The organism is Salinicola corii, assembly GCF_008298015.1.
Lineage (GTDB): Bacteria > Pseudomonadota > Gammaproteobacteria > Pseudomonadales > Halomonadaceae > Salinicola > Salinicola corii.
The window spans coordinates 152608-178526 of record NZ_VTPX01000002.1 but is presented as its reverse complement, the minus strand read 5'-3'; the positions used below and the strand labels follow the sequence as shown (position 1 = coordinate 178526).

The 25919-nt window shown below is 62.9% G+C and carries 20 protein-coding genes and 1 pseudogene; 11 read left to right on the top strand and 10 right to left on the bottom strand.

All coding sequences use genetic code 11. The annotated features are described in order from the left end of the window. Positions 1–13 precede the first annotated feature (13 nt). The 8 genes from larB to F0A16_RS04725 all read left to right on the top strand — a co-directional run bounded on the left by larB (position 14) and on the right by F0A16_RS04725 (position 9086). Complete coding sequence (gene larB, locus F0A16_RS04760; RefSeq protein WP_149434251.1) at positions 14–787, top strand: nickel pincer cofactor biosynthesis protein LarB; 774 nt, start codon at positions 14–16, stop codon at positions 785–787. Next, on the top strand, positions 784–2052 hold the full coding sequence (gene larC / locus F0A16_RS04755) for a nickel pincer cofactor biosynthesis protein LarC (protein ID WP_149434250.1): 1269 nt from the start codon (positions 784–786) through the stop codon (positions 2050–2052). Before larB ends, larC begins: the two co-directional genes overlap by 4 nt. Positions 2053–2324: 272 nt before the next feature. Next, complete coding sequence (gene pdxA / locus F0A16_RS04750; protein ID WP_149434249.1) at positions 2325–4661, top strand: 4-hydroxythreonine-4-phosphate dehydrogenase PdxA; 2337 nt, start codon at positions 2325–2327, stop codon at positions 4659–4661. Positions 4662–4725: 64 nt separating this feature from the next. Beyond that, on the top strand, positions 4726–5631 hold the full coding sequence (locus tag F0A16_RS04745) for an NAD(P)-dependent oxidoreductase (protein ID WP_149434248.1): 906 nt from the start codon (positions 4726–4728) through the stop codon (positions 5629–5631). 122 nt (positions 5632–5753) lie between these two features. Continuing rightward, the gene (locus F0A16_RS04740) at positions 5754–6524 is read left to right on the top strand and encodes a DeoR/GlpR family DNA-binding transcription regulator (protein ID WP_149434247.1); all 771 of its coding nucleotides are present in this window, start codon (positions 5754–5756) and stop codon (positions 6522–6524) included. 107 nt (positions 6525–6631) lie between these two features. Continuing rightward, on the top strand, positions 6632–7063 hold the full coding sequence (locus F0A16_RS04735) for a hypothetical protein (RefSeq protein WP_149434246.1): 432 nt from the start codon (positions 6632–6634) through the stop codon (positions 7061–7063). Between the two features lie 82 nt (positions 7064–7145). Continuing rightward, complete coding sequence (locus F0A16_RS04730; protein WP_149434245.1) at positions 7146–7460, top strand: putative quinol monooxygenase; 315 nt, start codon at positions 7146–7148, stop codon at positions 7458–7460. 96 nt (positions 7461–7556) lie between these two features. Then, the gene (locus tag F0A16_RS04725; RefSeq protein WP_149434244.1) at positions 7557–9086 is read left to right on the top strand and encodes an HAL/PAL/TAL family ammonia-lyase; all 1530 of its coding nucleotides are present in this window, start codon (positions 7557–7559) and stop codon (positions 9084–9086) included. A 151-nt stretch (positions 9087–9237) separates the two neighbouring features. Here F0A16_RS04725 and F0A16_RS04720 read toward each other — a convergent pair whose 3' ends face one another. The 9 genes and pseudogenes from F0A16_RS04720 to purL all read right to left on the bottom strand — a co-directional run bounded on the left by F0A16_RS04720 (position 9238) and on the right by purL (position 20803). Beyond that, the gene (locus tag F0A16_RS04720) at positions 9238–9999 is read right to left on the bottom strand and encodes an SDR family NAD(P)-dependent oxidoreductase (RefSeq protein ID WP_149434243.1); all 762 of its coding nucleotides are present in this window, start codon (positions 9997–9999) and stop codon (positions 9238–9240) included. 81 nt (positions 10000–10080) lie between these two features. Next, positions 10081–11190, bottom strand: coding sequence for a glycerol dehydrogenase (locus F0A16_RS04715; protein ID WP_149434242.1), 1110 nt, complete (start codon positions 11188–11190; stop codon positions 10081–10083). A gap of 90 nt (positions 11191–11280) precedes the next feature. Then, complete coding sequence (locus tag F0A16_RS04710; protein ID WP_149434241.1) at positions 11281–12807, bottom strand: sulfatase; 1527 nt, start codon at positions 12805–12807, stop codon at positions 11281–11283. A 27-nt stretch (positions 12808–12834) separates the two neighbouring features. Then, positions 12835–14133 (bottom strand): TRAP transporter large permease, encoded by a 1299-nt coding sequence (locus tag F0A16_RS04705; RefSeq protein WP_149434240.1) that lies wholly within the window; start codon positions 14131–14133, stop codon positions 12835–12837. Next, positions 14130–14603 (bottom strand): TRAP transporter small permease, encoded by a 474-nt coding sequence (locus F0A16_RS04700; protein ID WP_149434239.1) that lies wholly within the window; start codon positions 14601–14603, stop codon positions 14130–14132. Before F0A16_RS04700 ends, F0A16_RS04705 begins: the two co-directional genes overlap by 4 nt. A 17-nt stretch (positions 14604–14620) precedes the next feature. Then, on the bottom strand, positions 14621–15634 hold the full coding sequence (locus F0A16_RS04695) for a TRAP transporter substrate-binding protein (protein WP_239023732.1): 1014 nt from the start codon (positions 15632–15634) through the stop codon (positions 14621–14623). A gap of 116 nt (positions 15635–15750) precedes the next feature. After that, positions 15751–16311: a DeoR/GlpR family DNA-binding transcription regulator gene (locus F0A16_RS04690; protein WP_239023711.1), complete on the bottom strand. Its 561-nt coding sequence runs from the start codon at positions 16309–16311 to the stop codon at positions 15751–15753. Between the two features lie 45 nt (positions 16312–16356). After that, positions 16357–16515, bottom strand: a pseudogene (locus F0A16_RS22225) (DeoR family transcriptional regulator); the annotation flags it as partial. Positions 16516–16888: 373 nt separating this feature from the next. After that, positions 16889–20803: a phosphoribosylformylglycinamidine synthase gene (purL, locus tag F0A16_RS04685; protein ID WP_149434236.1), complete on the bottom strand. Its 3915-nt coding sequence runs from the start codon at positions 20801–20803 to the stop codon at positions 16889–16891. Between the two features lie 272 nt (positions 20804–21075). Between purL and mltF the strand changes: the two genes are divergently transcribed. Both mltF and F0A16_RS04675 read left to right on the top strand, forming a co-directional pair. Next, entirely contained in the window at positions 21076–22527 is a 1452-nt protein-coding gene (gene mltF, locus F0A16_RS04680; protein WP_149434235.1) for a membrane-bound lytic murein transglycosylase MltF, read from the top strand. Positions 22528–22560: 33 nt separating this feature from the next. Further along, complete coding sequence (locus F0A16_RS04675) at positions 22561–24519, top strand: sensor domain-containing diguanylate cyclase (RefSeq protein WP_149434234.1); 1959 nt, start codon at positions 22561–22563, stop codon at positions 24517–24519. 6 nt (positions 24520–24525) lie between these two features. On the opposite strand, the gene tadA is transcribed toward F0A16_RS04675, so the two are convergent. Next, on the bottom strand, positions 24526–24996 hold the full coding sequence (gene tadA, locus F0A16_RS04670) for a tRNA adenosine(34) deaminase TadA (RefSeq protein ID WP_149434560.1): 471 nt from the start codon (positions 24994–24996) through the stop codon (positions 24526–24528). A gap of 102 nt (positions 24997–25098) precedes the next feature. On the opposite strand from tadA, the gene F0A16_RS04665 reads away from it, so the two are divergent. After that, positions 25099–25911, top strand: coding sequence for an acyl-CoA thioesterase domain-containing protein (locus F0A16_RS04665; RefSeq protein WP_149434233.1), 813 nt, complete (start codon positions 25099–25101; stop codon positions 25909–25911). The last annotated feature ends 8 nt before the right edge of the window (positions 25912–25919 follow it).

Sequence of the window (25919 nt, the reverse complement as noted above, 5' to 3'; positions counted from 1 at the left end):
GACGGGAAATTGCATGACCGAACGCCCTGACCGCCCCATTTCCGACCTGGGATTCGCCCGCGTCGATCACGCTCGCGAAGCTCGCAACGGCGTCCCCGAAGTCGTGTTCGGCGAGGGCAAGCAGGCCGATCAGATCAGCGCCATCGTCGCCCGCCTGATCGATCGTCACCAGCGGGCGCTGGTCACCCGACTCGATGCCGAGCGTGCCGAACGCGTGCTTCAGGATCATCCCCACGGCCACTACGATCCGATCAGCCGTTTGCTTTCGTGGGGTGCCTCGCCGAAGCGTCTCCCCGGCACCGTGGCAGTGATCTGCGCCGGCACCTCGGACCTGCCCGTGGCCGAGGAAGCCGCGGGTACCCTCGAGTGGCTGGGCGCCGACGTCGCCCGGCTCAACGACGTCGGCGTCGCCGGCATCGATCGCCTGCTGGCACATCGTGAAGCCCTGACCCGGGCCGACGTGCTGATCGTGATTGCCGGCATGGAAGGCGCGCTACCCAGCGTGGTCACCGGGCTGGTGCGCAATCCGGTAATCGCGGTACCCACCTCGGTGGGTTACGGCGCCAGCCTGCAAGGCGTCACCGCCCTGCTCGGCATGCTCTCGGCGTGCGCCACTGGCATGAGCGTGGTCAATATCGACAACGGCTTCGGCGCCGCCTGGCAGGCCGCCAGCATTCTCTCGCTGCTCGACCGGGGCCCCGATCCGCGGCCCGCCAGCTTCGAGAGTTCGGCAGCCGCCGCCAAGGAACCCGCCGAATCCGCCTCAACAGGGCCACGCACTCCATGAAGACGCTTCATATCGACTGCACCTTCGGCATCGCCGGCGACATGCTGCTGGCGGCGCTGGTGGACCTCGGCGCCGATCTGGAAGGGATCGCGGCGTCGCTGCGCCGCTTGCCGATCGATCCGTTCACACTCGAGACCCGGCCGGTGGATCGCTGCGGTATCCGCGCGCGGTTGCTCGACATCGCGCTCGAGCCCGCTGGTGGCGTTCATCCTCATGATCACGGTCATGAGCATGTGCACGGCCACGCCGGCCACCCTCTCCGCCGGGCGGGAGATATTCTGACGATGGTCGCCGATGCCGATCTGCCTCCTCGCGTAAGGCGCCGGGCGACGGCGATCTTCACCGCCATTGCTCAAGCCGAAGGGCGAATCCACGGGATCGATCCGGCCGAGGTACACCTGCATGAAGTGGGTGCGATGGACTCGATCATCGACATCCTCGGCGTCTGCCTGGCACTGGAAGCCCTCGATATCGATACGATCACCGCGACGCCGGTGCCGGTGGGATACGGCGTGGTCACCATGGTCCATGGCCGCTTTCCGATCCCGGCGCCGGCGACACTGGAACTGCTCAAGGGGGTGCCGCTGTCGGATTTCGATGCGCCGGGCGAACTGACCACGCCCACTGGCGCCGCGTTTCTCGGCGTGCTGGTCGAGCGCTTTGGCGGATTGCCGGCCGGGAGACCGCTGCGGATCGGCTACGGCGCCGGCAATCGCGACTCGGCTCATCCCAACGTGCTGCGCAGCGTTCTGTTCGAGGCCGAGAGATCGTCCACGACCGCCCACGACGACGAACCGCGAGAGTCGATTGCCGTCCTGGAGTGCCAGCTCGACGATGTCACTGGCGAGCAACTGGGCCACCTGATGGGCTTGCTGCTGGAAGCCGGGGCGCTGGATGTGTTCTACACCCCGGTCACGATGAAGAAATCTCGCCCCGGAACGTTGATCACGGTATTGGCACCGTGGCCGCGGGCGGACGCCCAGGAGCGACTCTTGCTTCTACACACCTCGACCTTCGGCGTGCGCCGTCATGAATCCAGCCGGCGAATTCTGGATCGCCGAATCGAAGTCGTCGAAACCGAGTGGGGCGAGGTCAGGGTCAAGATCGGCAGCCTCGACGGCCGCGATATCCGGGTGGCACCGGAATACGATGATATCCATCGCCTTGCCCTCGAGCACGACCACTCTCTCGCCGATGTCCATGCCCGCGTGCTGGAAGCCTATGCCCTACGCGGCGATTCTGGCAGTCCGGCGCTGAAGCCCTGACCTCGACGAATCGCTGGCCGAATCGTTGGCCGAATCACCAGCCCAAACACTTTCTGAATCACTGACCGAGTCACTGTCTGAGTCAGTCGAACTGAATTCGGCCTTGTTTTCCGGTTGGTGGCCACGCGTGTTCAGGCTCATGACGGGTCGTGTTCCACCTTCGTCGACTTGCCATTTATGATCGAATCGATCAATTTATACGGAAATATTTAATCGGTTCAATCATAACCATGACGATAGCGCCTGCTTCGTACCCGTCCCATCCGCCCTCGATGGCCGATCAGACATCCCTGCTCATTCTGGCCGATGATCTGACCGGCACCGCCGATTCGGCGATTGGCTGCACCCGACAAGGGCTCTCGACGCAAGTCATGCTCTCCGCTTCGGGAAGGGTCAGTGCCAGCGCCAATGCCGTCGCCATCGATCTCGACTCGCGAGCCTGCTCCCCACAGCAGGCGGTAGAGCTTCATCGCGACTGCCTGACTCAGTGGCAGGGGCGCTATCGCTATCTGTTCAAGAAGATCGATTCGACACTGCGCGGCAATGTCGCCGCCGAGATCGCGAGCCTGGTACCCAGCGCCGGCATGGCTATCGTCGCCCCGGCTTACCCGGCCACCGGACGCACCACCCGGGCCGGCCGCCAGTGGCTACACGAACGCCCGGTCGACGAGACCGAGGTCTGGACCAACGAAGGCATCCGCGGCCGCGCCGATCTGGTCGAGATGCTGGAAGGCGCGGCGCTGACCACGCGTCACCTCGACCTGGCGACGCTCTATGAAACGGATGCGGTGGTCTCGAACATGCTGCGGCAGTATCAGCAGGAAGGTGTCGAGGCCGTGATCTGCGACGCCCTGACGGATGCCGACCTGCGTCGACTGGCAATGCTATCCGCGACGCTCGACGACGTGTTCTGGGTCGGTTCGGCCGGGCTGGGCCTGGTGCTGCCGGATGCGCTGGGTCTTACCGCTTCGACGACCGAGGCCCCTTCCGCCCGCGCACCGCGTCGACGCCCGACGTTGATCGTGATCGGCAGCATGAGCGGTATCTCGCACGTCCAGGCCGACGCGCTGGTGGCCGCCAACCCTGACCTCGCGGTCGTGGAGATCACCCCGGCCGAGCTGTTCGGCGAGACGGAAGAGACCTCGTCGTCGCCCGCGCTGGCGTCGATCTCCCAGCGTCTCTCTCACCGTATCGGGGAGACGCTGCAGACGGGCAACGACGTCATGGTTCGTCTGGCCCAGAACGAGGATCGCAACGCCGCGGATGGACCGCGTCTCAGCGCCGAACTCGGCGTGATGCTCGCCCCGCATCTGGCCGCGGTCGATCGGCTGATCGCCACGGGTGGCGCCACCGCCCGGGCCATATTGATGGCCGCGGATATCACCCGGTTGACGCTGATCGACGCCCCCGATACCGGCATGGCCCGGCTGGTGACCCGCCATGGCGAGCGGCCCCTGGAGGTGATCACCAAGGCCGGCGGCTTCGGCGATGCCGAAGCCTTCCAGCGGGTCTGGCACGACACGGGATCCGCTACCCACGGGACAGTCGCCACCCACAGTGAATCCGTCACCCACTTTCAAGACTCAGCAGAGGATACGAACATGAGCGATCGCCCCATCATCGGTATCACCATGGGAGACGCCGCCGGCGTCGGCCCGGAAATCATCGTCAAGGCGCTCGCCCAGGATGCCGTCCACGACACCTGCCGGCCGCTGGTCATCGGCGATGCCGGCCGCCTGCGTCAGGCCATGGAGATCGTCGGTTCGCCCCTCGAGCTGCATGTCGTCGACGCGCCCGCCCAGGCACGATTCGAGCGCGGCACGCTCGAGTGCATCGATCTCGGTCTGATTCCCGCCGATCTGCCCTGGGGCAGGGTCTCGCCGATCGCCGGCGATGCCGCCTATCAGTACATCGCCAGGACCGTGGAGCTGATCGAAGCCGGCGAGCTCGACGCGATCTGCACCGCGCCGCTCAACAAGGAGGCGCTGCATGCCGGTGGGCACGTATTCCCGGGGCATACCGAGCTGCTGGCGCATCTGACCGGCACCGAGGAAGTCTCGATGATGCTGGTGACGCCTAAAATGAAAGTGATCCACGTCACCACCCATATCGGGATCATCGACGCCATCGCGCGTATCGAACCGGGACTGGTCACGCGTACCATCGAGCGCGCCCATGCAACGCTGGTCCGCGCCGGCCAGCCCCATCCGCGTATTGCCGTTTGCGGCATCAACCCTCACGCCGGCGAGAACGGCCTGTTCGGCTATGGTGAAGAGGAAGAGAAGATCATGCCGGCGATCAAGGCGCTCCGCGAGCGTGGCTGGGATGTCGAGGGGCCGCTGCCCGCCGACACCCTGTTCTTCCGCGCCGGTCGCGGCGATTTCGACTGCGTGGTGGCGATGTACCATGATCAGGGTCACGGCCCGGTCAAGGTGATGGGCCTCGAGGCCGGCGTCAACGTCACCGTCGGGCTGCCGGTGGTGCGCACCTCGGTGGATCACGGCACCGCCTTCGACATCGCCGGCAAGGGCATCGCCGACGATCGCAGCCTGATCGAAGCCCTGCGCCAGGCCGTCGAACTGGCGAGCCGTCACGACGCCGACGCTTGAACCTCATCTCGATCGATCAAAAAGGCGCCATCGACAACGATCCATCGATACCCAGGAGAGACATATGCCGATCATCGGTTTTGCAGGACTCGGACTCATGGGCGCCGGTATGGCCGGCAATATCCTCAAGGCGGGTTATCCGCTCAAGGTACTGGCCCACCGTAACCGCCAACCCATCGACGACCTGGTTTCCAGAGGCGCCGAAGAAGCCGCCAACGCGGCAGCGCTGGGCGCCGAATGCGATATCGTCTTTCTCTGCGTGACCGGCGCGCCTCAGGTCGAATCGCTGATCGATGGCGAGCACGGCATCCGCGTCGGTGCCAGGCAGGCGGGGCGCGACAACCTCGTCATCGTCGACTGCTCGACGTCCGAACCGACGCTGACGCGCAAGCTCGCCGAATCACTGGCACAGGATCACATCACGCTGATCGACGCTCCGCTCGGCGGCATCCCGGCACAGGCCGAGAGCGGCGAACTCCAGGCGATCATCGGTGCCGACGAAACCACTCTCGAACGAGTGCGCCCGGTCATCGAAACCTGGGCCGCGAGAATCATGCATGTCGGCCCGGTGGGCGCCGGCCATACCATGAAGCTGCTCAACAATTTCCTCGCCATGGGTTATGGCGCGATCTTCGCCGAGGCGCTGACCATCGGTGCCAAGGCCGGCATCACGCCGCAGACCTTCGACAGCGTCATTCGAGGCTCGCGCATGGATAGCGGCTTCTACCGCACCTTCTTCCAGTACGTGCTGGAACGCGACCGTGACGCGCATCGCTTCACCCTGGCGAACGCCCACAAGGACACGCGTTACCTGGCCTCGCTGGCCGAGGCAATGAACGTCGAAGCCGGCGTCGCCAAGGCCGTGCGCGACCTCTACGCCAGCGCCGAAGCCCAGGGCGACGGCGAGAAGTACGTTCCCGAGCTCTCCGACATCGTCGCGGCGCGTCATCAGCTGTCTCTGGCCGACTGAGCGCTCGCCGTTATCCACGGTAGGGCGCGGACGGTGGCGATGGCACAATAGCCGGCGACCACTGGCCAGAAACAGGTGTCGAAACCCGCCCAGGCGGGTTCGTTCGATTGCGGGGGAACCACATGAAAGTCGCCAAACGCCGCCATGACATGCTGGAAGCCGTCCATGCCGGCATCACCAGCATCGAGGCTCTCTGCCGCCACTTCGGCATCTCCGAAGCGACCGCCCGCCGCGATCTCGGCGCGCTGTCCGAGCAGGGTCTGCTGGTTCGTACCTATGGCGGTGCGGCAACGACCATCGGCCAGCGCGAGCCCGAATTGACGCTGGAACAGCGCCGCATGCGCCAAGGCGAGGTCAAGGCACGCCTCGCGGCCTGCGCACTGGCGTGCATCGAGGATGGCGATACGCTGCTGCTCGATGGCGGCACCACGACCGCGGCGCTGGCCGCCCGGCTCGGCGAGCGGCGCGGCCTTCACGTCGTGACCAACAACATGGCCGCACTGCCTTGGCTGACGCAGTTGCCGGAGGGACACACCACCGTGCTCGGCGGCGATCTGCGCGCCTCGAGCATGACCGCCTACGGTCCACTGGCCCACGCCGCGCTCTCGCGCCTGACGGTCGACCGACTGTTTCTCAGCGCCGACGGCGTCACCGAACTGGGCCTCTGCGAAGCCAGCCCGGAGCAGGCATGGCTGAAGGAGGCGATGATTGCGCGTGCCGCAGAGGTCTACGTGATGGCCGATGCCACCAAGCTGGGCCATGCCAGCCAGCAGCACTGGACGCCGTTTCCGCATCAGTGGACGCTGATCACCGATGCCACGGACGAACGCCTGGATACCTTTCGGACGCTTGGCGCCGCCGTTCTCAATCCGGAGATGGCAACAGCCCCCTGATTCATCAGTACCATGCAACGGGCTCGCCGCCGTACAACGAGGGCCACTGACGGTACAATAGAGGTCATCGGCGCCTTGTCGCCGCAACTCGACTTCGGAGCGCCTTCATGCAGTCTGACATTTCACACGAAGCTCCCACCCCGCTCGAACGTTACGTCGAACAGCTGCGCGCCATGGAGATCGACATCGAGGCAATGGACGCACAGGCCGCGCGCATCCGTCAGGACCAGCTGGAATTCGTGCTGGTCGTGGCCACCGACGAGCCGGCTTTCTTCCAATTGATGCTGCCCGGCGTATGGCAGGCTGCCGCCGCCACCAATCGCACGCTGCTGCTGGAAACCGCCAACGACGTGATGAACACCCTGAAGGCCGCCAAACTGGTCGTGCACAACGAAGCCGTGCATGTCAGCGTCGAACAGTTCGTCGAAGGGCCCGAGCAAGGCGTGGCGTTGATTCCCGGATTGCTGGAACTCCTCAAGAGCGCCGTGGCCGAATTCCAGGAACGTCTCGGCATGGGCGAGGCACCGCGCGTACACTGATTACATGGACAACGGCCTGACGGCATCGATACCGCCAGGCGCTCGACGTTACCATTCCCGTCCCCTCGATAAGGAGATCACCATGGCCGAATCCACGCACTTCGTGGTCATTGCCGAATTCAGCATCAAGCCTGGCCAGGTATCGGCCTTTCTCGCGCTGGCGCACAACGATGCCAGCGAATCCCTGACCAACGAGGAAGGCTGCCTGGCGTTCGACGTACTGACCCCGGAAGGCAGCGAAGACGTTGTCGTTCTGCACGAGGTCTATCGCGATCGTGCCGCCTTCGAGCATCACATGCAGATGCCGCACTACCCGCCGTTCAAGGAAGGCACCGCACCGTTGATCGAAGGCGAACCTTCAGTGCGTTTCTTCTACACCGCCATCCGCCCCGAATAGCGCGCCGGGGCACCTCTGCCCTACGGCCTGCGCTGGCCGCGAGACACCACCCACGGCTACACTCGGCGTTTCCTGAATTCAACCGGACGCCGTCGCATGTCCCCGAACGCCCCGCAGGTCACCTTCGGCCCCGTGCCGCTAACTCTCGAAGCGGTGGTCGCCTTGGCCGAGCGCCGCTTCACATCGAACCTCGACGACGACCCCGCTTGGCGAGCGCGGATCGATCGGGGCGCGGCGGTCGTCGAGGGCCTGCTGGACCGTGAGGGACAGATCTACGGCATCACCACCGGCTATGGCGACTCCTGCGTCACCGCCATTCCACTTTCCCTGGTCGAAGCGCTGCCGCGCCAGCTCTATACCTTTCATGGCTGCGGACTGGGCCGTTTTCTCGAAGCCGAGGCAGCGCGCGCAGTGCTCGCTGCTCGCCTGCAGTCGCTCTGCCAGGGCGTGTCCGGCGTAAGCTTCGCGCTGCTCGAGCGTCTTCACGCCTGCCTGCGGGAAGACCTGCTGCCCCGCATTCCCGAAGAGGGCTCGGTGGGCGCCAGCGGCGACCTGACGCCGCTCTCCTACGTGGCCGCCATGCTGTGCGGTGAGCGCGAAGTGATCTGGCAGGGGGAAGTGCGGACGTCGGCCGAGGCTCACGCCGAACTGGGCTGGCAGCCGCTGACGCTGCGCCCCAAGGAAGCGCTGGCGCTGATGAACGGCACCGCGGTGATGACCGCGCTGGCGTGCCAGGCGTTCGCCCGTGCCGAATATCTGTTAAAGCTCGCCACCCGTATCACCGCGCTCAACGTGGCCGCCATGCGGGGCAACCCCGACCACTTCGACGCACGGCTGTTCGCGGCCAAGCCGCATCCTGGCCAGGCCAGGATCGCCGCGTGGCTGAGAGCCGATCTGGAACTGAAAAACCTGCCACCGCAGCAGCGCCTGCAGGATCGATACTCGCTGCGCTGCGCGCCGCACGTGCTAGGCGTCCTGGCCGACAGCCTCGATTGGCTGCGCGGTTTCATCGAGATCGAACTCAACAGCGCCAACGACAATCCGCTGATCGACCCGGATGTCGGCGACGTCATGCATGGCGGCCACTTCTACGGCGGCCATATCGCCTTCGCCATGGATAGCCTCAAGACACTGACCGCCAATGTCGCCGACCTGCTCGACCGCCAGCTCGCGCTGCTGGTCGACGGCCGCTACAACCACGGCCTGCCGAGCAACCTCTCCGGCGCCCCGGCCGAGCGGGCGATGATCAATCACGGCTTCAAGGCGGTCCAGATCGGCGCCTCCGCCTGGGCCGCCGAGGCGCTCAAGGGCACCATGCCCGCCAGCGTCTTCTCGCGCTCCACCGAATGCCACAACCAGGACAAGGTGAGCATGGGCACCATCGCCGCCCGCGACGCCCTGCGCGTGCTCGAGCTCACCGAACAGGTCGCCGCCGCTGCGCTACTGGCCGGACTCCAGGGCGTCCACCTGCGTGGCGATCCCCTGCCCGCCCCGCTTGCCGCCATGGTCGACACGCTGCGTGAAGAGTTCGACCCGGTATCAGAGGACCGCGCACTGGATGGCGAACTCAGACTCTGCCTGGAGCGGATACGGGCCAGGCATTGGATGCTGTATCCAGAAGAATAAAGCAAGGGGTGACTTTCATCAGATAGCGAAGCGATCCCTACGGCTCAACAAGTCGCACTGCGTAATGACAAATCTGAGTCCCCACCGCAAAAGTTGGCATTCAATACCGTCGGGAGTGGAGCCATGGGTCATGCTCGGAGGCAGATATGCGTTACCCTTCGGCGGAGTAGCCTCCATCCACTGGCATGGCAATACCTGTTACAAAATTCGATGCCGCGCTCGCCAAAAAAACACCAGCCCCCACCAAATCCTGCGGCTGTCCCCATCGTCCTGCCGGGGTCCGCGCCAGGACCTTGTCGTGAAGCTCCGGGCTCGCTTCACGACCCCGCGCCGTGAGGTCGGTGTCAATCCAGCCAGGCAGAATGGCATTAACCTGAATATCGTACCGTGCCGAGGCCAGCGCCCGTGTCAACTGAACGACCCCACCCTTCGCCGCACCGTAAGGGGCTGTGTGCGTCGTCCCGAAAATCGAGGTCATGGAACCGACATTAATGATTTTTCCACCCTTGATGGATAGCATGGGGAACATGCATCGACTGACCAAAAACACGCTCGTCAGGTTGACATCAATCAGGGCCTTCCATTGCTCCAACGTGTAGTCCTGCGGCATTCCACGCCAGTTGGTGCCAGCATTGTTGACCAGAATATCCAGCTCACCAAACTGCTCTCGACAGTAATTGGCAAGCGCCTCGCAATCAGATTCCCGCGTCACATCTGCCGAGAAGATATCGACTCCCGCTCCAGTATCGGACAGTGCCTCTCGAGCGGCTTCCAGATGTACCGATTGACGCGCGACGAGCATGACATCAGCCCCCGCTTCCGCCAGGCCCCGTGCAAACGCCAAACCGATACCCTGCCCACCACCGGTGACGAGCGCTTTTCGATCCTTCAAATCAAATGGTGATATCGACATGCCGTGCCTCCCCAACATTACCTATTGAACGTCGCGCAATAATGACCCGCCGTCCTCCCCTTGATCGTTGTCATTGCTACCTCAACAACCAACCCCGACATCGTGAATAACGCGTCCATATTGATCAGCGGCTCGCATGGCGATGACATAATCAGCCTCGTCGTATTCGATCGGCTCATTGAACGTACACTCTCCTGGCCTCATCATGCGGCGCACGGCAACGTGCAACTTATCGTCCGTCATGTCATGCACACCGATTTCGGCGAACGTCAGCGGCAAACGTAGGGACTTGCAAAATTCGAATGTCTCGCAGATGACGCTTTCGGACTCGTTCGTGAGAAACAGGCTCGCCAATAGACCGAAAGCGACCTTTTCGCCATGTAAAAGGTCATGGGTTTCCTTCCACTCGGAAACTCCCTGATGAAAGCCATGAGCGGAAGCGAGACCACCGCTCTCGAAGCCGATGGTGCTCATCAGCGTGGCCGCCTCAACAACATCTTCCAGTGCTGGGCTGGCCCAACCATTGTCACAGTGCGACAGCGCCAATGGCCCCTGGGAGATCAATGTCTCGTAGCATAGACGCGCAATCGCTTCCGCCGTCCGGGTCGCACGATAACCGGTGAAATTGCGTCTCCCGGCCGCGATACTCGAACGGGCTTCAAACCAGGTAGCCAGCCCATCAGCAATCCCGGCGGATAGAAAGCGTGAAGGTGCGGCTGCGATGACCTGTGTATCAACGATTACGAGATCCGGGTTGGATCGGCAATGGAGACTGCCAACCACCTTATGACCTGCGCTGTAGACGACCGCATTTTTGCTGCATGGCGCATCCGAAGCCACGATAGTCGGTACAACGACCAGTCGAGAGCCACCGCCAAAATGGACACCGCCCTTGGCCGTGTCGATTGCCTTTCCGCCACCGACTCCGATCACAATGTCGCAGCTTTTTCCCGCGACCATTTCCGAAAGTCGCTTCATTTCATATTCGACCGGCTCGCCAGAAAAATCGAAGGACTCGACCCTGACTTCCCCGCTAATGGCCTCGATGACACGTGGCACCATCCACTGTCTTATACTCGGGTCAACGACAAGTATTGCGGCATTTCCTAGGTTCGCAAGATGAGTTCCCAATTCATTCAGCGCTTCTCTCCCCTGTATATAACGACCTGGAAATACGGCACTGGTAATCATGACGACTCCCTACAGATAATTGCCCCGTAGCACGGAGCTACCAATCGATCTCGAAGCAGGAAATTTCTGATTCGAGTTATGACCCCAGGCTCAATTCAACTGCAGTCTGTCGAATTGTTCATCGGGCGCCCCCTCCTCGCACATCATGCCGCGCAGTTTTTCGAGTAAGCGGTCGCGTGTTTCCGGTTGGCGCTGCCATAAATTATCGTGCTGTGCGGGATCTTTCCGGCGGTTGAACAAAAAATGCTCGTGACTTCTCGGGTCCACCTGAACCGGGATCTGCCATAAGGGATAGGGGATGGAGCCGTCGAAATAACCCTGTCCCGACGGCGGTTCCGGCATTTTCCCCACTCGACCATCGACCGGGTTATCGACCAGCAGAGGGCGAGCAATGAAGCTGGAGTAGGCGTGCAGCGGCTTGCCCGCGGCGGGCGACCGAAAGAGCGTCCACTCGCCATCTGTGATGCAGATACCCTGCCCGAAAGTTCCGTAGAGAATTGCCTCGCGCCCCGTGTTCTCAGAGTCGACCACCGACGGCAGAAAGCTACGGCTATGAGGCGCGCTTGCCGGGCATGGAAGGCCTGCCAGGTCCAGAAGGGTGGCGAACAGATCCACTGTCTGGGTCAACGATTCGACACGCTGTCCCGCACCGGGATGAGCCGGATGCCAGACCATGAGCGGAATGTTGGCATGGCTATCATAGTGCGGGTACTGCTTGCCGAAACCGCCGCGTTCTCCCAGGTCGTGACCATGATCGGTGGTGAAGACGACAACGGTATCGTCCCAGAGGTCGAGCTCATCGAGCTTGTTCATGAGCTTGCCGAACCAGTGATCGACCATGCTCGCCTTGCCCTTGTACTGGGTGCGAATAAAGTCGAGTTCGGCTTCGTCGGTGTGATCGAAAAACCGGGATAGGTCGTCATATTTTTGATAGGGAGGCCAGATATTGTAGCGTTGCTTAAGCGCCTTGGCGCGCTCTCCCGGCTTGAGATACTGGCTGGCATAGGGCTCGGGAACGTCGAAAGGCTCGTGAACATCGAAGCTTTCTATGTGTAGATAGAAAGGCGTTTTTCCCGCGTTTTTGTCCAGCCATTCAGTGGCCTCTGTGAAGACCCTGGCGGGGAAATAATCTTCTTCTCCCTCAAAATTCTTGACGTTAGCGTAATACTGCAAAGCGCCTTCCCGGCGATATTCCATCATCTTCCCAACCCACGGCGGGATGTTCTCCTCGGTAGCAAGTTTATGTCGGTCAAGCTCGTGACCTCGCACGAAAGTAATGGATTCAAAGTCTTCGACGTAGCCGTTAGCTTCTTCTTCCCAGTAGTGATAATGATCCGTAACAATACCCGTACGATACCCCCCTTTGGCCATATGGGAGGCTAATCGATCATCGAAAACTTCCATCGGTCCCCACGGGCGCCACAGAAAATCCTTGCGCCCGGACATGATCTCGCGACGCGCGGGCATACAGGGCAGGCTGCCGACGAAGTGGTTTTCGAAAATGCAGGCGCGTGCGGCAAAGGCTTCCAGATTGGGACAGCGCACATCACTGTCCGGGTTATAGGTTTTCAGGACGTCCTTATTGAAGCTATCAACGAGCACGGAAATGATATTCATAACGTCGTATCCTTCTATAAGCGCGCTCTATGCCTTGATGATCGTCGGCAGCCAGAGCGTGAGAGACGGGAAGAAAATCAGGATAAGGAGCGCCAGCACCAACACCGCCAGAAATGGCAATACGGCAATGGCCAAACGCCCGATCCCGATGTCAGCGATCTGGCTGGCAACGAAGAGATTGACTCCTAGCGGTGGTGTCAGAAACGCGATCTCGTTGGTCACCACCAGCAATATGCCGAACAGCACCGGATCGATGCCGTAGCTCTCCACCAGAGGTACCAGGATCGGCGCCAAAATAATGATCGACGACAACGTCTCCATGAAGGTGCCGATCACCAGCAGCACGGCGCAGATGATCAACAGCAGCACAATGGGGCTTTCTGTCACGCCGGAAAAAAGCGCAATGAACTGTTGGGGGATCTGCTCGATGGCGATCACTTTGGCAAACAGCGTCGAGCAGGCAACGATGATCATCAGCGCACCGCTAAGCTTGACGGTGGACTCGACGGCCGCGATCAACCCCTCGAGCGTGATTTGACGGTAGACCGCGAAAGACACCACCAGCGCGTAGACGACAGCGCAAACCGATGCCTCGACCGGGGTGAAGAAGCCCAGATAGATGCCACCCAGAATGAGGACCGGAAGGAACAGGGAAAATTTCGCCTCCCAGAGCAAACAGCCCAGAGGCTGGCGTTCACGACTATCATTATCTCCGCCGGACTTCGCGACGGCACCGGACCGACGTGCCATCAGGTAGGCCATGCCCGCCAGCAGGAAACTGATCATCACGCCAGGTATCACGCCGGCAGCGAACAGGTCGGCGATAGACACGTTGGCAATAACACCGTAGAGAATTAGCGGGTTGGAGGGCGGAATCATGACCCCCAGCGTACCGCCGGTAGCCGCGACGCTCGCCGCGTATGGCGCCGGATACCCCTGCCGCTGCATGGCGGGAATCATGATCGCGCCGATGGCAGCCACGGTGCCCGGCCCCGATCCGGAGATCGCGGCGAAGAACATGCACGAGAAAATGGTCACAATACCCAGGCTGCCGTGGATGTGCCCGAACAGCTTGCGGAATATCCTGATGATGTCGCCGGTTATTCCGCCCTTCTCCATGATGTTTCCGGCCAGAATGAACGATGGTATTGCCAACAGTGCAAAGTTTTCGAGTCCGTTGAGGATACCCTGCGTGGCGAAGACCATCGGGTTATTCATCAGATACGCCGCCAGCATGCCGACGATGCCGAGTGACACAAAGATCGGCACGCCAAGCAGCAGTAGCAGTGGCAGGAGTACGATGAAATCCATGTAGAGCCAGTTCATTGGATCCTCCCGCGCGCGACGACGATGTGGCCCAGCCGATAGAGCCCGTGGATCGCGATCACCGTGAAACTCGCGGCCATGATGGCGTAGAGATAGCTGCGGTTAATCCCAAGCGTCGGCGAGATATCCGGGTAGCGGAAGCCATCCATCAGGTTGGCAGTGGCGAACCACGCCACCGCCGCGCTGAAGAGAATTACTACGAGCTGCTGCCCCCCCTCGAGCAAGGGCTGGCTGAAGCGCCCCTTTACCAGCCCCGACAGCACGCCGATCTGTAGATGAGCCTTTTTCAGGGTGGCGTACGCAGCACCCGTGAAGACGCTGGCAAGAAACAGCATCTGTCCCAGCTCGGTGGTCCAGGCGACGCTCCATCCCAGCTCTCGGGAGACGACGCCATAGAAGACGACCACCACCATCAGTGTCAGCAGAGTGCCGGAGATCGCCAGGAAGAGGTTTTCCAGTATTTTGTTCATGACGTTGACCGCGTCGCTCAGTGGGATTGGTCGTACTGCGCGTTGATGCGCTTGGCTTCATCGAGCAGTTGCTGGCCGTCGCTACCCAGCGAGTCAACAAATTCTGGCCAAAGCTTCTGAGCCTGCTGCTCCCATTCGCTCTCGTCTTCGATGGCATTGATCATCAGACCTTCGTCACGAGCCTGCTGCCACCACTGCTCCTCGCGCAGTGGCTGCCACCAACGCACGTAAGCCGTCGCCTCACGCCCGGCGCGCAGTACCGCTTTCTTCTGGAAGTCGTCCAGTGACTGGAACCAGCGTTCGGAGACCACGATGGGATGGATCAGCATGTTGTAGTGCAGCGTGGTAACTCGGTTGACCACTTCGGTGAACTTGGCCCCGACAATATCTCGTATAGGGCTGTCTCCCCCCTGCACGACGCCCTGCTCCAGGGCGTTGTAGGTCTGGACCCAGTTCACCGGTGTCGGATTCGCACCCCAGGCTTCATAGGTGGCGATCATGATGGGATTCTGTGGCACCCGCATCTTGAACCGGCTGAGATCGGAGGGTTGCGAGATGGGCTCGTCGGCGTTGTAGAAAAACTCACGCCAGCCGGAATTCTCCCAGCCCACAATCCGCACGCCGGCTTCATCGATCACCCTATCGGTCACCGTTGGCCCCAGTTCGTCCTGCAAGTTGTTCATCTTGTCGGTGGAATCAACGATGTAGGGCAGCACGAAGATATTCATCGTCGGCGCCAGCGGGGCCAGGTTGTTTGCCGCAGGGATCGTGACCTGCACCGCACCCTGCTGCGCCTGCTGAATCATCTCCCGCTCGCTGCCAAGCTGCCCGCCGGGATAGATTCGGGGCCTTATCTGATTGTCACTGTAGATCGAAACGAGCTGACCAAAGCGCCGCAGTGTCGTGCCAAGCGTCGACCAGGAAATGCTGTTGGAATAGCCCATTTTCATGGCAATCTGGCCGTCGGATTCCGGTGCCCCGTCCCAGGACACCGGGTTCTCCCCGGTCTGTGCGCCAGCCGAGGCGGCCATCCCCAATAGACAACCCCCAAATACGATCGAGATCAGTGATTTATAAGTTGTCAACATACTCTCTTCTCCGTATTGCCTAACGTGTAGCGCCGACGCCGAACGCTCTGCTGCTCGGCTCAGGCGGTGACGATTTCCAAGTCGTACTCCAGCAATTCCTCGCGCGCGGAGTCGCTCAGAGAGTCGTCGGTGATCAGCATGTCCAGGTCGCCGATATCTCCGTACCGACAGACCGAGATCGCACCGTACTTGGCGGCTTCGGCGAGCAGGATGTTTGTCTCGGCAATACGCAAGATCAGACGTTTGACTGCCGCGTCAGCGGCGTCGCCGGTCGTCAATCCCGCTGTGGACGAATAAGCCAAACTGCCAAGCAATGCGGTGTCCAGGTGCAATGAGCGCAGATTCTCCAACGCCCAGTCATCCACCGTCGACATGCTGCGCGATCGCAGACGCCCACCGATCATCAGGACCTCGACGTTCTTACGTGCGCTCAGCGCCTGCGCGACCAGCAGACCGTTGGTGGCGATCAAAAAATCGCGATCATTGGGTAGGCGTTCGGCGATCATTACCGAGATCGAGGCGGCCTCCATGAACAACACGCCAGAGTCGGGAAGATGCTCCAGGGCAGCCGCGGCAATGCGCTCCTTTTCAGCTGTCTTGATCTTCGAGCGCTCGGCCATTGGCGGCTCGGGAATCGCCAGGCGAGCAATATCGACCGCGCCACCGTGGACGCGCTTGAGCAATGACTGCTGCTCAAGTGTGATGAGGTCACGCCGAATCGTCTCGACGGAAAGGTCGAGTTCACGACTCAGATCACGAACGCTGATACGCCCATTGGCCCGAAGCCGTTCCAGTATTGCTCGCTGACGCTCGACCGCGTACATCATTGCTCTTCCTCATTACCCAACAAATCCAATACCGTTTGGTTGCATTATTGTGGATATGATTGGATTTTGGCATCCAACCATAGTTTCGAGACCAATGGCGTAGACTAGACAGGAAGAAACGGAGGAAAGAGCGGGAAGTTCTGGGCGTTATCGATGGAACCGAATCGATTCGCCTTGTACTGCTCCGAAGAGCTGCCATGAATGGACATCTCCGCTGAGACCGGAGAGCTCCGGTACTGCGCGGGCGCTATTGAGGCAAACCTTCGCGGTTCGCTCTCTCAGAATCCAATACGAAAAGACCGGCCCGCCGTGAGGCGGGCCGGTCTTCGTCGAGCGAGCGTAAGGGATCAGGCATGGAGACAAGCCCGGCTCACCCTACCCAGACGCGCGCATTGCGGAACATCCGCATCCAGGCGCCGTCCTGCTTCCACGCCAGCGGCCGCCAGGAGTTGGTGACCGCGCGGGCGACGCGTTCGGGGTGCGGCATCATGATGGTGACGCGACCGTCCGGCGTGGTCAGGCCGGTGATGCCGGCCGGCGAGCCGTTGGGGTTGGCCGGATAGCGCGTCGTGACCTGACCTTCGTTGTCGATGTAGCGCAGCGCGATCTGGCCGCTGGTCTGCATGCCGCGCAGGTGGCCGCTGTCCTCGAAAAGCGCCTGGCCCTCGCCGTGGGCGACGGCGATCGGCAGGGTCGAACCGGCCATGCCGGTGAGCAGGATCGACGGGCTATCCTCGACCTGGACCATCGAGACACGGGCCTCGAACTGCTCCGAGCCGTTGCGCACGAAGCGCGGCCAGCGCTCGGCGCCGGGGATCAACTCTTTCAGCTGCGCGAACATCTGACAGCCGTTGCACACCCCGAGGCCGAAGGTGTCTTCCCGTTCGAAGAAGGCCGCGAACTGGTCGCGAGCGCGGCCGTTGAACAGCGCCGACTTGGCCCAGCCGCCGCCGGCGCCGAGCACGTCGCCGTAGGAGAAGCCGCCACAGCCGACCAGGCCTTTCATGTCGTCGAGGGTAATGCGCCCGGCGAGAATGTCGCTCATGTGCACATCGACCGCCTCGAAGCCGGCATGGTCGAACGCCGCCGCCATTTCAATATGCCCGTTGACGCCCTGCTCGCGCAGGATCGCCACCCGCGGCCGCACCCCAGTCTGGATGTAAGGCGCGGCGACGTCGTCGTCGACATCGAAGGTGGGACTGGCCGACAGCCCCGGATCGCGCAGGTTGAGCAGGCCGTCGAACTCGCTCTTGGCGGATTCGGGATTGTCGCGCAGCGCCTGCATCCGATAGCTGGTTTCCGACCAGACGCGCTGGGTCATGGCCCGGGTGGTTTCCAGCAGCGGCTCTTCGAACAGCGTCACGCGGACCTGGTCGTCGTAACGCGGGCGGGCGATGACGCCACAGGTCTCGATGCCGGCAGCGGCGAACTGCGCCAGCACGAATTCGGTATCCTGGCGGTTGACCTGAATGACCGCGCCCAGCTCCTCGGCGAACAGCGCATCCACCGCGCCGACGGCATCGTCGGTGAGCCAGTCGAGCTTGATCTCGAGCCCGCCGCGGCCGGCGAAGGCCATCTCCAGCAGGGTCACGATCAGGCCGCCGTCGCTGCGGTCATGGTAGGCGAGCAGCTTGCCGTCGGCGTTGAGCCCCTGGATGACGCTGAAGAACGCCACCAGGTCCTCGGCTTCGTCCAGATCCGGGCAGACGTTGCCGACCTGGCCGTAGACCTGCGCCAGGGCGGAGCCGCCGAGGCGATTCCGGCCGCGACCGAGATCGATCAGGATCAGGTCGCTCTCGTCCTGGTCGAGGCGCAACTGTGGCGTGAGCGTGCGCAGTGCGTCGGTGACCGGGGCAAAGCCGGTGATGTTCAACGTCAACGGCGCGGTGATGCTCTTTTCGTCACCCTCCTCCGTCTGCCAGGCGGTGCGCATGGACATCGAATCCTTGCCCACCGGTACGGCGATGCCAAGCTGAGGGCACAGCTCCATGCCCACCGCGTGAACGGCGTCATACAGCGCCTGGTTCTCGCCGACGTGATCGGCGGCGCTCATCCAGTTGGCGGAGAGCTTGATGTCGGAGAGTCTTTCGATCGGCGCGGCGGCGAGATTGGTGATCGCCTCCGCGACCGCCAGACGCGCGCTGGCCGCCGGATCGATCAGCGCCACCGGCGGGCGCTCGCCCATGGCCATCGCCTCGCCGGCGTGGGTGTCGTAGCTCGACGTGGTGACCGCGCAGTCCGCCACCGGCACCTGCCACGGGCCAACCATCTGGTCGCGCGCAACCATCCCGGTGATCGAGCGGTCGCCGATGGTGATCAAAAAGCTCTTCGACGCCACCGTCGGCAGCCGCAGCACCCGATCCAGCGCTTCGCGCAGATCGAGGTTGTCGAGCCCGAGACCCGGCAGGCTGAGTGTCTCGCGCTCGAAGCTGCGCTGCATCTTGGGTGGCTTGCCGAACAGCACGCTCATCGGCAGGTCGACCGGATCGGCCTCGAACTGACCGTCGCGAACCGCCAGATGATGCGACTCGGTAGCCTCGCCGACCACGGCATAGGGGCAGCGCTCGCGGGCGCAAAGCGCGTCGAAGCGCTCGAGCTGGTCTGGGGTCACCGCCAACACGTACCGCTCCTGGGCCTCGTTACACCAGATTTCCAGCGGGCTCATGCCCGGCTCGGCGTTGGGCACCGCGCGCAGATCGAAAAGGCCACCGCGACCGCCATCCTTGACCAGCTCCGGCAAGGCATTGGAGAGACCACCGGCACCGACGTCGTGGATGAAGGCAATGGGGTTGTCATCGCCCAGCGCCCAGCAGCGGTCGATCACTTCCTGGGCGCGACGTTCGATCTCGGGATTGTCGCGCTGCACCGAGGCGAAGTCGAGATCCTCGCTGGAGACGCCGGAGGCCATCGACGAGGCTGCACCTCCGCCCAAGCCGATCAGCATCGCCGGGCCGCCCATCACGATCAGCTTGGCGCCGACCGGGATCTCGCCCTTGAGCACGTGGCCATCGCGCACATTGCCGTAGCCGCCGGCCAGCATCACCGGTTTGTGATAGCCGCGCCGCTCGACACCGCCCGCGCCGACAGCATCGAGTTCGAAGGTGCGGAAGAAGCCGTTGAGGTTGGGGCGGCCGAACTCGTTGTTGAACGCCGCGCCGCCGATCGGCCCTTCGAGCATGATGTCGAGGGCCGACTGGATCCGCTCGGGCTTGCCGTAGTCGAACGCCTCCCACGGCTGGACGAATTCGGGAATGCGCAGGTTGGAGACGGTGAAGCCGGTCAAGCCCGCCTTGGGCTTGCCGCCACGCCCGGTGGCGCCTTCGTCGCGAATCTCGCCGCCAGCGCCGGTGGCCGCCCCCGGATGCGGAGCGATCGCGGTCGGGTGGTTGTGGGTCTCCACCTTCATCAGGATATGGATCGGCTCCCGGATGGCGGCATAGACCTGATTGTCCGGCAAAGGGAAAAAACGCCCCGCTGTCGGTCCTTCGATGATCGCCGCGTTGTCGCTGTAAGCGGAGAGTACCTTGTCGCTGGAACACTCGAAGGTGTTCTTGATCATCTTGAACAGCGAATGGGTCTGCGGCTCGCCGTCGATCACCCAGTCGGCGTTGAAGATCTTGTGGCGGCAGTGTTCGGAGTTGGCCTGGGCGAACATCATCAACTCGACATCGGTCGGGTTGCGCCCCAGGCCCCGGAAGGCCTCGACCAGATAGTCAATCTCGTCGTCGGCCAGAGCCAGCCCTAGCTTGCCATTGGCGTCCGCCAGCGCTGGACGCCCGCCCTGGATCACGTCGACCGTGGCCAGCGGCGTCGGCCGGTGATGGGAGAACAGCTTGGCCGCGTCGCTCGAGTCGAACAGCACGGTCTCCGTCATTCGATCGTGCAGGCGCGCCACCAGGGCGTCGTAGCTTTCGGGGGCCGGCGCGCTCTTCAGCGTTATCCGATAGGCGATGCCCCGCTCGATCCGCGCGATCGACTCGAGGCCGCAGTTGTGGGCGATATCGGTGGCCTTGGAGGACCACGGCGAGATCGTGCCGATACGGGGCACGACCAGAAACAGATACCCTTCGGGCGATGCGTCCCGTCCGGGTTCGGAACCGTGGCCATGGCCCAGCAACCGCTCCAGCACCTGGCGCGCCTCGGCGTCGAGCTCGTCATGATGGTCGACGAAATGAACGTAATGTGCCTTGAGGGACTCGACTTCGGGAACGACAGCGCGAAGATCGGCGAGCAGTTTGGCGTGACGGAATGCAGATAGCGCGGGAGCGCCTTGCAATTCGAGCATGGCGTGGAAAGCCTCCAGGACGGTCGAGGATCGCGTCCGTCTCGTGCGAGACGGACGGCGATGCCGGGATCAGGGCGCCATGATACTGGAAAGCGGCGACGCTCGCTAAGGCAACGGGCCTGGCGCCGTTCGAGGCCACTGCAGAGTGGCAACATCCTCTGCAACGGGAGCGAGACGCCCGCTCCTCGGGATGCCTAGCGCGGTAGCCAATGGATGACAGCGAGACGGGGGGCGGCTATGGTGTGCCGTCACGCTGTCACCGATCCCACTGCATGTCCAAGCTCATGACACGTCTGCGGCGCGCGCTGGTACTGCTGTTGGCGCTGACAATCGTCCTCTGTCCCGCTCAGTTGGCGCCACATTTCGGCGACGGGCTGGAGTCGATCCGCAAGCGCGATTTCCTGCAGGTGGCGACACGCGGCGGGCCGATCACCTTCTACGCCGGGGGGCATGGCCCGACCGGCTTCGAATACGAGCTGATGCGCCGCTTCGCACAGTCGCTGGAAGTCAGCCTGTCGGTCGATACCGAGGCCAGTATCGGCGGCGTGATCGACGACGTGAAACGTGGCGACGCGGACGTAGGTGCCGCGGCGCTGGCGCTCGACCTGGACCGAGAAGGCATTCGATACAGCCAACCGATCCTCACGCTGCAGCCGCTGGTAGTCTATCGCCGAGGCCTGCCACCGGTACGTACGCTGGACGATCTGCTAGGGTTACGGATCGGCGCCATTGCCGATTCCGGCAATGCCGAGGCGCTACGCACCCAGCAGCGCAATCTTCCGGGTCTGGGCTGGAAGGAGGCGGAGAATCTGACCATCGCCGATCTGATGGAGATGGTCGAGCGCGACGACCTCGATGCGGCCGTGATCTACACTCAGCAATTCAGGCTCAACCGGTTGTTCTTCCCCAACGTCGAACGTGGCTTCCCGCTGGGCAAACCGATGAGTCTGGCCTGGGCCTTCTCGGCGAACCAGTCGATCGATCTGCTCAGCGCCGCCAACGATTTCCTGGAAGAGCAGCGTCGCAATGGTGATCTCGATGAGCTCGTGGGACGCTACTTCGGCCACGACGATTATCTCGAGTACGTTGGTGCCCGACTCTTCATTCACCATGTCGGGACGCGGCTGCCGCGCTTCGTGCCTTACTTCAAGGAGGCCGCCCGGGAGACCGGCTTCGACTGGCACCTGCTGGCCGCGCTCGGTTTTCAGGAGTCCCACTGGGAGGCCGATGCCGAATCGCCGACCGGCGTTCGTGGATTGATGATGCTGACGCACCCCACCGCCGACGAGGTCGGCATCGATAACCGCCTCGACCCGCGTCAGAGTATCGACGGAGGCGCCAGATACCTGCTGCAAGTCAAACAGCGCCTTGCCGATGACATACCTGAACCCGATCGAACCTGGATGGCACTCGCCGCCTACAATGTCGGCCTGGGGCACCTGTTCGACGCCCAGGAGATCGTTCGCCTGCGCGGCGGCGACCCCAAGCGCTGGGCCGATGTCCGCGAAGCGCTGCCGTTGCTGCAGGAACGCGAGTGGTACTCCCGGGTGCGCCACGGTTACGCCCGTGGCGGCGAACCGGTAATCTACGTCCGTAACGTGCGCCGTTATTACGAGATATTGAAGTACGTCAACCGCAGCCAGCAGCAATTCAATCAGTTGGGCGAGCGCGCGCTGGATGGGGAGAGCACCGCGCCCTTCGAAATCGTCGCCCCGCTGCTGTAATCGGCGGCCGCGCCGTGGAGAACCATAACGCCCATGCCTATGGTGGTGTCCCGTCTGTCGTTGTACCTGGCATTTCCGGTCGCTCTATTCGCCCTCTGGCCCGCAGGCGAACCGGATCAGCGCTGGCTGCTAATGCCACTGCTGGGCACGCTCTGGCTAGGTCAAATTTTTGCATTGCACCAATGGGTCAGGACCAGCCGCTGGCTACTGATTCCTACCGGGCTCCTCACTCTGACTATCCTTGCCAGTTATCTGGTGGCGGAGACCTGGCTCAGCGTCGATGTCTGGCAGTACTGTCTCGATCGTCTCCCGGGAAACTGGGAGCTCTTCCACAGCCGGCCTCCGGTTCTCTCGCTCTGCATGATCTTCGGTCTGATGCTCAACGTCCTGCTGCTGTCACGCTTGGGCCTCGGCTCGCCGATGCTGCTGTTGCTGGTCGCTATGGGCGGCGTCTGGCTCAGCTACCGCTCGCTGGCTCCGCCCCCGGAATACGCGTCCAGCACGACGGGGCTGCCCCTGCCGATCCTGACGGCGTTGTGGCTTTACTGGTTCGCTCAGTGCCTGGCGCTTCTCCCCACGCTCCGCCGCTACTGGCGGCGAATCCTGCCGCCCCTGGCGACCGGCGGGTTGATTGCACTACTGGCCATGATCAGTTGGCAGGAGCAGCGCCAGACCGACAACCTGCGCCTGTATGACCTTGCCGCCGGCGAGGGCAACGACATCGCCACCAGGATGGCTTCGGAGACGGCCTCCCACCTCAAGGCGATGCGACGCTTCACCAGTTTCTGGAACATGCTGGGAGATGTCCCGACCCGCTCCGAATGGGAGCAACAGGCCAGGCTATACCATGACGACTTTGGCTACTTCCGCAACATCGCCTTCATCGATCTCGACGGCACCGTCATCCGCGTCTATCCACTACGCGGCAATCAGGCAGTGCTCGGCACCAACCTCTACCTGGCGGACTCACAGATCCGGGAAGCACTGGATCGTCCACTGGTCTATGGCATCGAAGGGCAGACGGGGATCGTCGATTTCATCCAGGGCGGACGCGGCGTGATCAGCTATCTCCCGGTACGCGATGTCGTCGATGGAACTCTGCGCGGTGCCGTGGGGATGGTGGTGAGCGTCGACAAGTTGCTCAATTCGCTACTGGCGCAGACGCCCAACCAGGACCGAGCGGTGACGCTCAGCGACAACCGGCAGCTCTACTTCTACTACGGCCCGCTGAGCAATCTCGCGGACTGGCAGTATCAACGACCGGTCGCCCTGGGTGCCGACCGGCTGACCCTGAGCGTGGCGCCGTCCCTGCACTGGCTGCAGGTAAAACGGAGTCGGCTGCCGGAAATCACTCTCGCCTTCGGCATCCTGCTGGCCTACCTGCTACACATGGTGCTCTACATCTATAGGCGGCTGGCCCATCAGCATCGCCTGGCCAACCGGGCCAACGCCTCGCTGCGCGAAGAGATGAAGGAGCGCGAGCGTCTTCAGCACGAGATCGAATGGATCGCCCGTCACGACGAGTTGACCCAATTGCCCAATCGGCGCGAACTGCTGCGCTGGATGGACGACCAACGGGACCCGCTACCGCTGGCCCTGCTGATCTGCGACCTGGATCACTTCAAAAGCGTCAATGACCACTTCGGGCACCTGGAGGGCGATCGCTATCTCAGGACGATCGCCCAGCGTTGTCGACGCCCGGTAGAGCACGCGGGCGGGCTGTTCGCCCGTTATGGCGGAGAGGAGTTCGTGGCCTGCCTGCCGAACTGCGATCGACAGACCGCCGGGGAGATCGCCGAGGCGCTGCGTGTGGCGGTGGCCGAGAGTGGCCTGCTCCTGCCGGGCAACGTACCGGTGACACTCAGCATTGGCGTCAGTATCACCGACGAGCCGCCGATCCGTCGCGATCGAATCTTCCAGGCCGCCGACGATTCGCTCTACCGTGCCAAACAGGGCGGACGCAATCGCGTTATCCTCACCGACGCCACCTGAGCCGCTTCACGGCTGCATGGCATCCCGCCGGCGTTCCCGAAAGAACTGCTGAAGCAGCCGCTTTGCCGGCACGGCCAGCACGCCACCTTCGACCTCGACCCGATGATTGAACCAGGGCTGCGCAAAGAGATTGGCGCGGGATTCGACCATACCGCCCTTGGGCTCCGCGGTAGCGTAGACGACCCGTCGGATGCGGGCATGGATGATCGCCCCCGTGCACATGAGGCAGGGCTCGAGGGTGACGAACAGCGTGCAGTCGTCCAGCCGATAATTGCCCAGCGCCCGCGCTGCGCTTCTCAACGCCTGCATTTCGGCATGGGCGGTCGGATCCTGGCCACCGACCGGGCAGTTGTAGCCGGCACCGATCGGCTCGCCCCGGCCGTCGACGACCACGGCGCCAACCGGCACCTCGCCCGCCTCCAGCGCCAGCCGGGCCTGCTCCAGCGCCCGGTGCATGTAGAATTCATCGTTGCGTATCATGATCATCCCGTATTGCCGCGCCCTGCGTCGCGGCGAGTCACCGCCGAGCAGGATATACTCGTGACCAGCCATCACCGACGCGCCATCAAGGATACCCGAATGACACAAGCGCTGAACGACCTTATCCAGCTTCTTGGCCTGGAAGCGCTGGAGGAGAACCTGTTCCGCGGCCAGAGCCAGGACCTGGGACTGCCGCAACTTTTCGGAGGTCAGGCCCTGGGGCAATCCGCCGCCGCCGCGACCCGCACGGTGCCCGAGGATCGCTATCTGCACTCGCTGCATGGCTATTTCCTGCGCCCCGGCGACGCCCAGCTCCCGGTGATCTATTCCGTCGATCGCGTTCGCGATGGCGGTAGCTTCACGACGCGGCGCGTCACCGCGATCCAGAAGGGCAAACCGATATTCTTCTGCAGCGCCTCCTTTCAGGGACGTGAACACGGCCTGAGCCACCAGCCCATGGCGCCCGATGTACCGACACCCGAGGCGTTGCTGGCGGAAGGCAAGGCGGTCCACCAGCGCTTTCGTGGACACCCCGTCGAATTCATCACGGTGGAAGAGCGCCATGACTGCCCCCCCTCGCGGATGATCTGGTTCCGCATGGGCGGCGATCCGATGCCGGACGATCCGGCGCTGCACCGCTACCTGCTCTCCTACAGCTCGGACTTCAACCTGCTGTTGACCTCGCTGCTGGCCCACGACGTGGAGTTCGGCGATCCACGCTTGCGCATTGCCAGCCTGGATCACGCCCTGTGGATCCACGAGGACCCCAGAATCGACGAGTGGTTGCTGTACGTGATGGAGAGCCCCTGGGCGGGCAGCGCACGCGGTTTCGCTCGCGGCAGCTTCTACGACCGCGACGGCCGCCTGGTGGCCTCGACGGCGCAGGAGGGGCTGGTGAGGGTTCAGCCCTGAGCCGCGAG

What these genes read in the sequence shown, in the direction of transcription:
- F0A16_RS04695 (WP_239023732.1), bottom strand. Translation starts at nt 15,634, where the DNA reads ATGGCCGCCTCGGCTGGCGCACAGACCGGGGAGAACCCGGTGTCCTGG.
- F0A16_RS04715 (WP_149434242.1), bottom strand. Translation starts at nt 11,190, where the DNA reads ATGATTACCAGTGCCGTATTTCCAGGTCGTTATATACAGGGGAGAGAA.
- F0A16_RS04665 (WP_149434233.1), top strand. Translation starts at nt 25,099, where the DNA reads ATGACACAAGCGCTGAACGACCTTATCCAGCTTCTTGGCCTGGAAGCG.
- mltF (WP_149434235.1), top strand. Translation starts at nt 21,076, where the DNA reads ATGTCCAAGCTCATGACACGTCTGCGGCGCGCGCTGGTACTGCTGTTG.
- larC (WP_149434250.1), top strand. Translation starts at nt 784, where the DNA reads ATGAAGACGCTTCATATCGACTGCACCTTCGGCATCGCCGGCGACATG.
- F0A16_RS04740 (WP_149434247.1), top strand. Translation starts at nt 5,754, where the DNA reads ATGAAAGTCGCCAAACGCCGCCATGACATGCTGGAAGCCGTCCATGCC.
- F0A16_RS04745 (WP_149434248.1), top strand. Translation starts at nt 4,726, where the DNA reads ATGCCGATCATCGGTTTTGCAGGACTCGGACTCATGGGCGCCGGTATG.
- F0A16_RS04730 (WP_149434245.1), top strand. Translation starts at nt 7,146, where the DNA reads ATGGCCGAATCCACGCACTTCGTGGTCATTGCCGAATTCAGCATCAAG.
- F0A16_RS04675 (WP_149434234.1), top strand. Translation starts at nt 22,561, where the DNA reads ATGCCTATGGTGGTGTCCCGTCTGTCGTTGTACCTGGCATTTCCGGTC.
- F0A16_RS04700 (WP_149434239.1), bottom strand. Translation starts at nt 14,603, where the DNA reads ATGAACAAAATACTGGAAAACCTCTTCCTGGCGATCTCCGGCACTCTG.
- larB (WP_149434251.1), top strand. Translation starts at nt 14, where the DNA reads ATGACCGAACGCCCTGACCGCCCCATTTCCGACCTGGGATTCGCCCGC.
- pdxA (WP_149434249.1), top strand. Translation starts at nt 2,325, where the DNA reads ATGGCCGATCAGACATCCCTGCTCATTCTGGCCGATGATCTGACCGGC.
- F0A16_RS04725 (WP_149434244.1), top strand. Translation starts at nt 7,557, where the DNA reads ATGTCCCCGAACGCCCCGCAGGTCACCTTCGGCCCCGTGCCGCTAACT.
- F0A16_RS04705 (WP_149434240.1), bottom strand. Translation starts at nt 14,133, where the DNA reads ATGAACTGGCTCTACATGGATTTCATCGTACTCCTGCCACTGCTACTG.
- purL (WP_149434236.1), bottom strand. Translation starts at nt 20,803, where the DNA reads ATGCTCGAATTGCAAGGCGCTCCCGCGCTATCTGCATTCCGTCACGCC.
- F0A16_RS04690 (WP_239023711.1), bottom strand. Translation starts at nt 16,311, where the DNA reads ATGGCCGAGCGCTCGAAGATCAAGACAGCTGAAAAGGAGCGCATTGCC.
- F0A16_RS04710 (WP_149434241.1), bottom strand. Translation starts at nt 12,807, where the DNA reads ATGAATATCATTTCCGTGCTCGTTGATAGCTTCAATAAGGACGTCCTG.
- F0A16_RS04720 (WP_149434243.1), bottom strand. Translation starts at nt 9,999, where the DNA reads ATGTCGATATCACCATTTGATTTGAAGGATCGAAAAGCGCTCGTCACC.
- F0A16_RS04735 (WP_149434246.1), top strand. Translation starts at nt 6,632, where the DNA reads ATGCAGTCTGACATTTCACACGAAGCTCCCACCCCGCTCGAACGTTAC.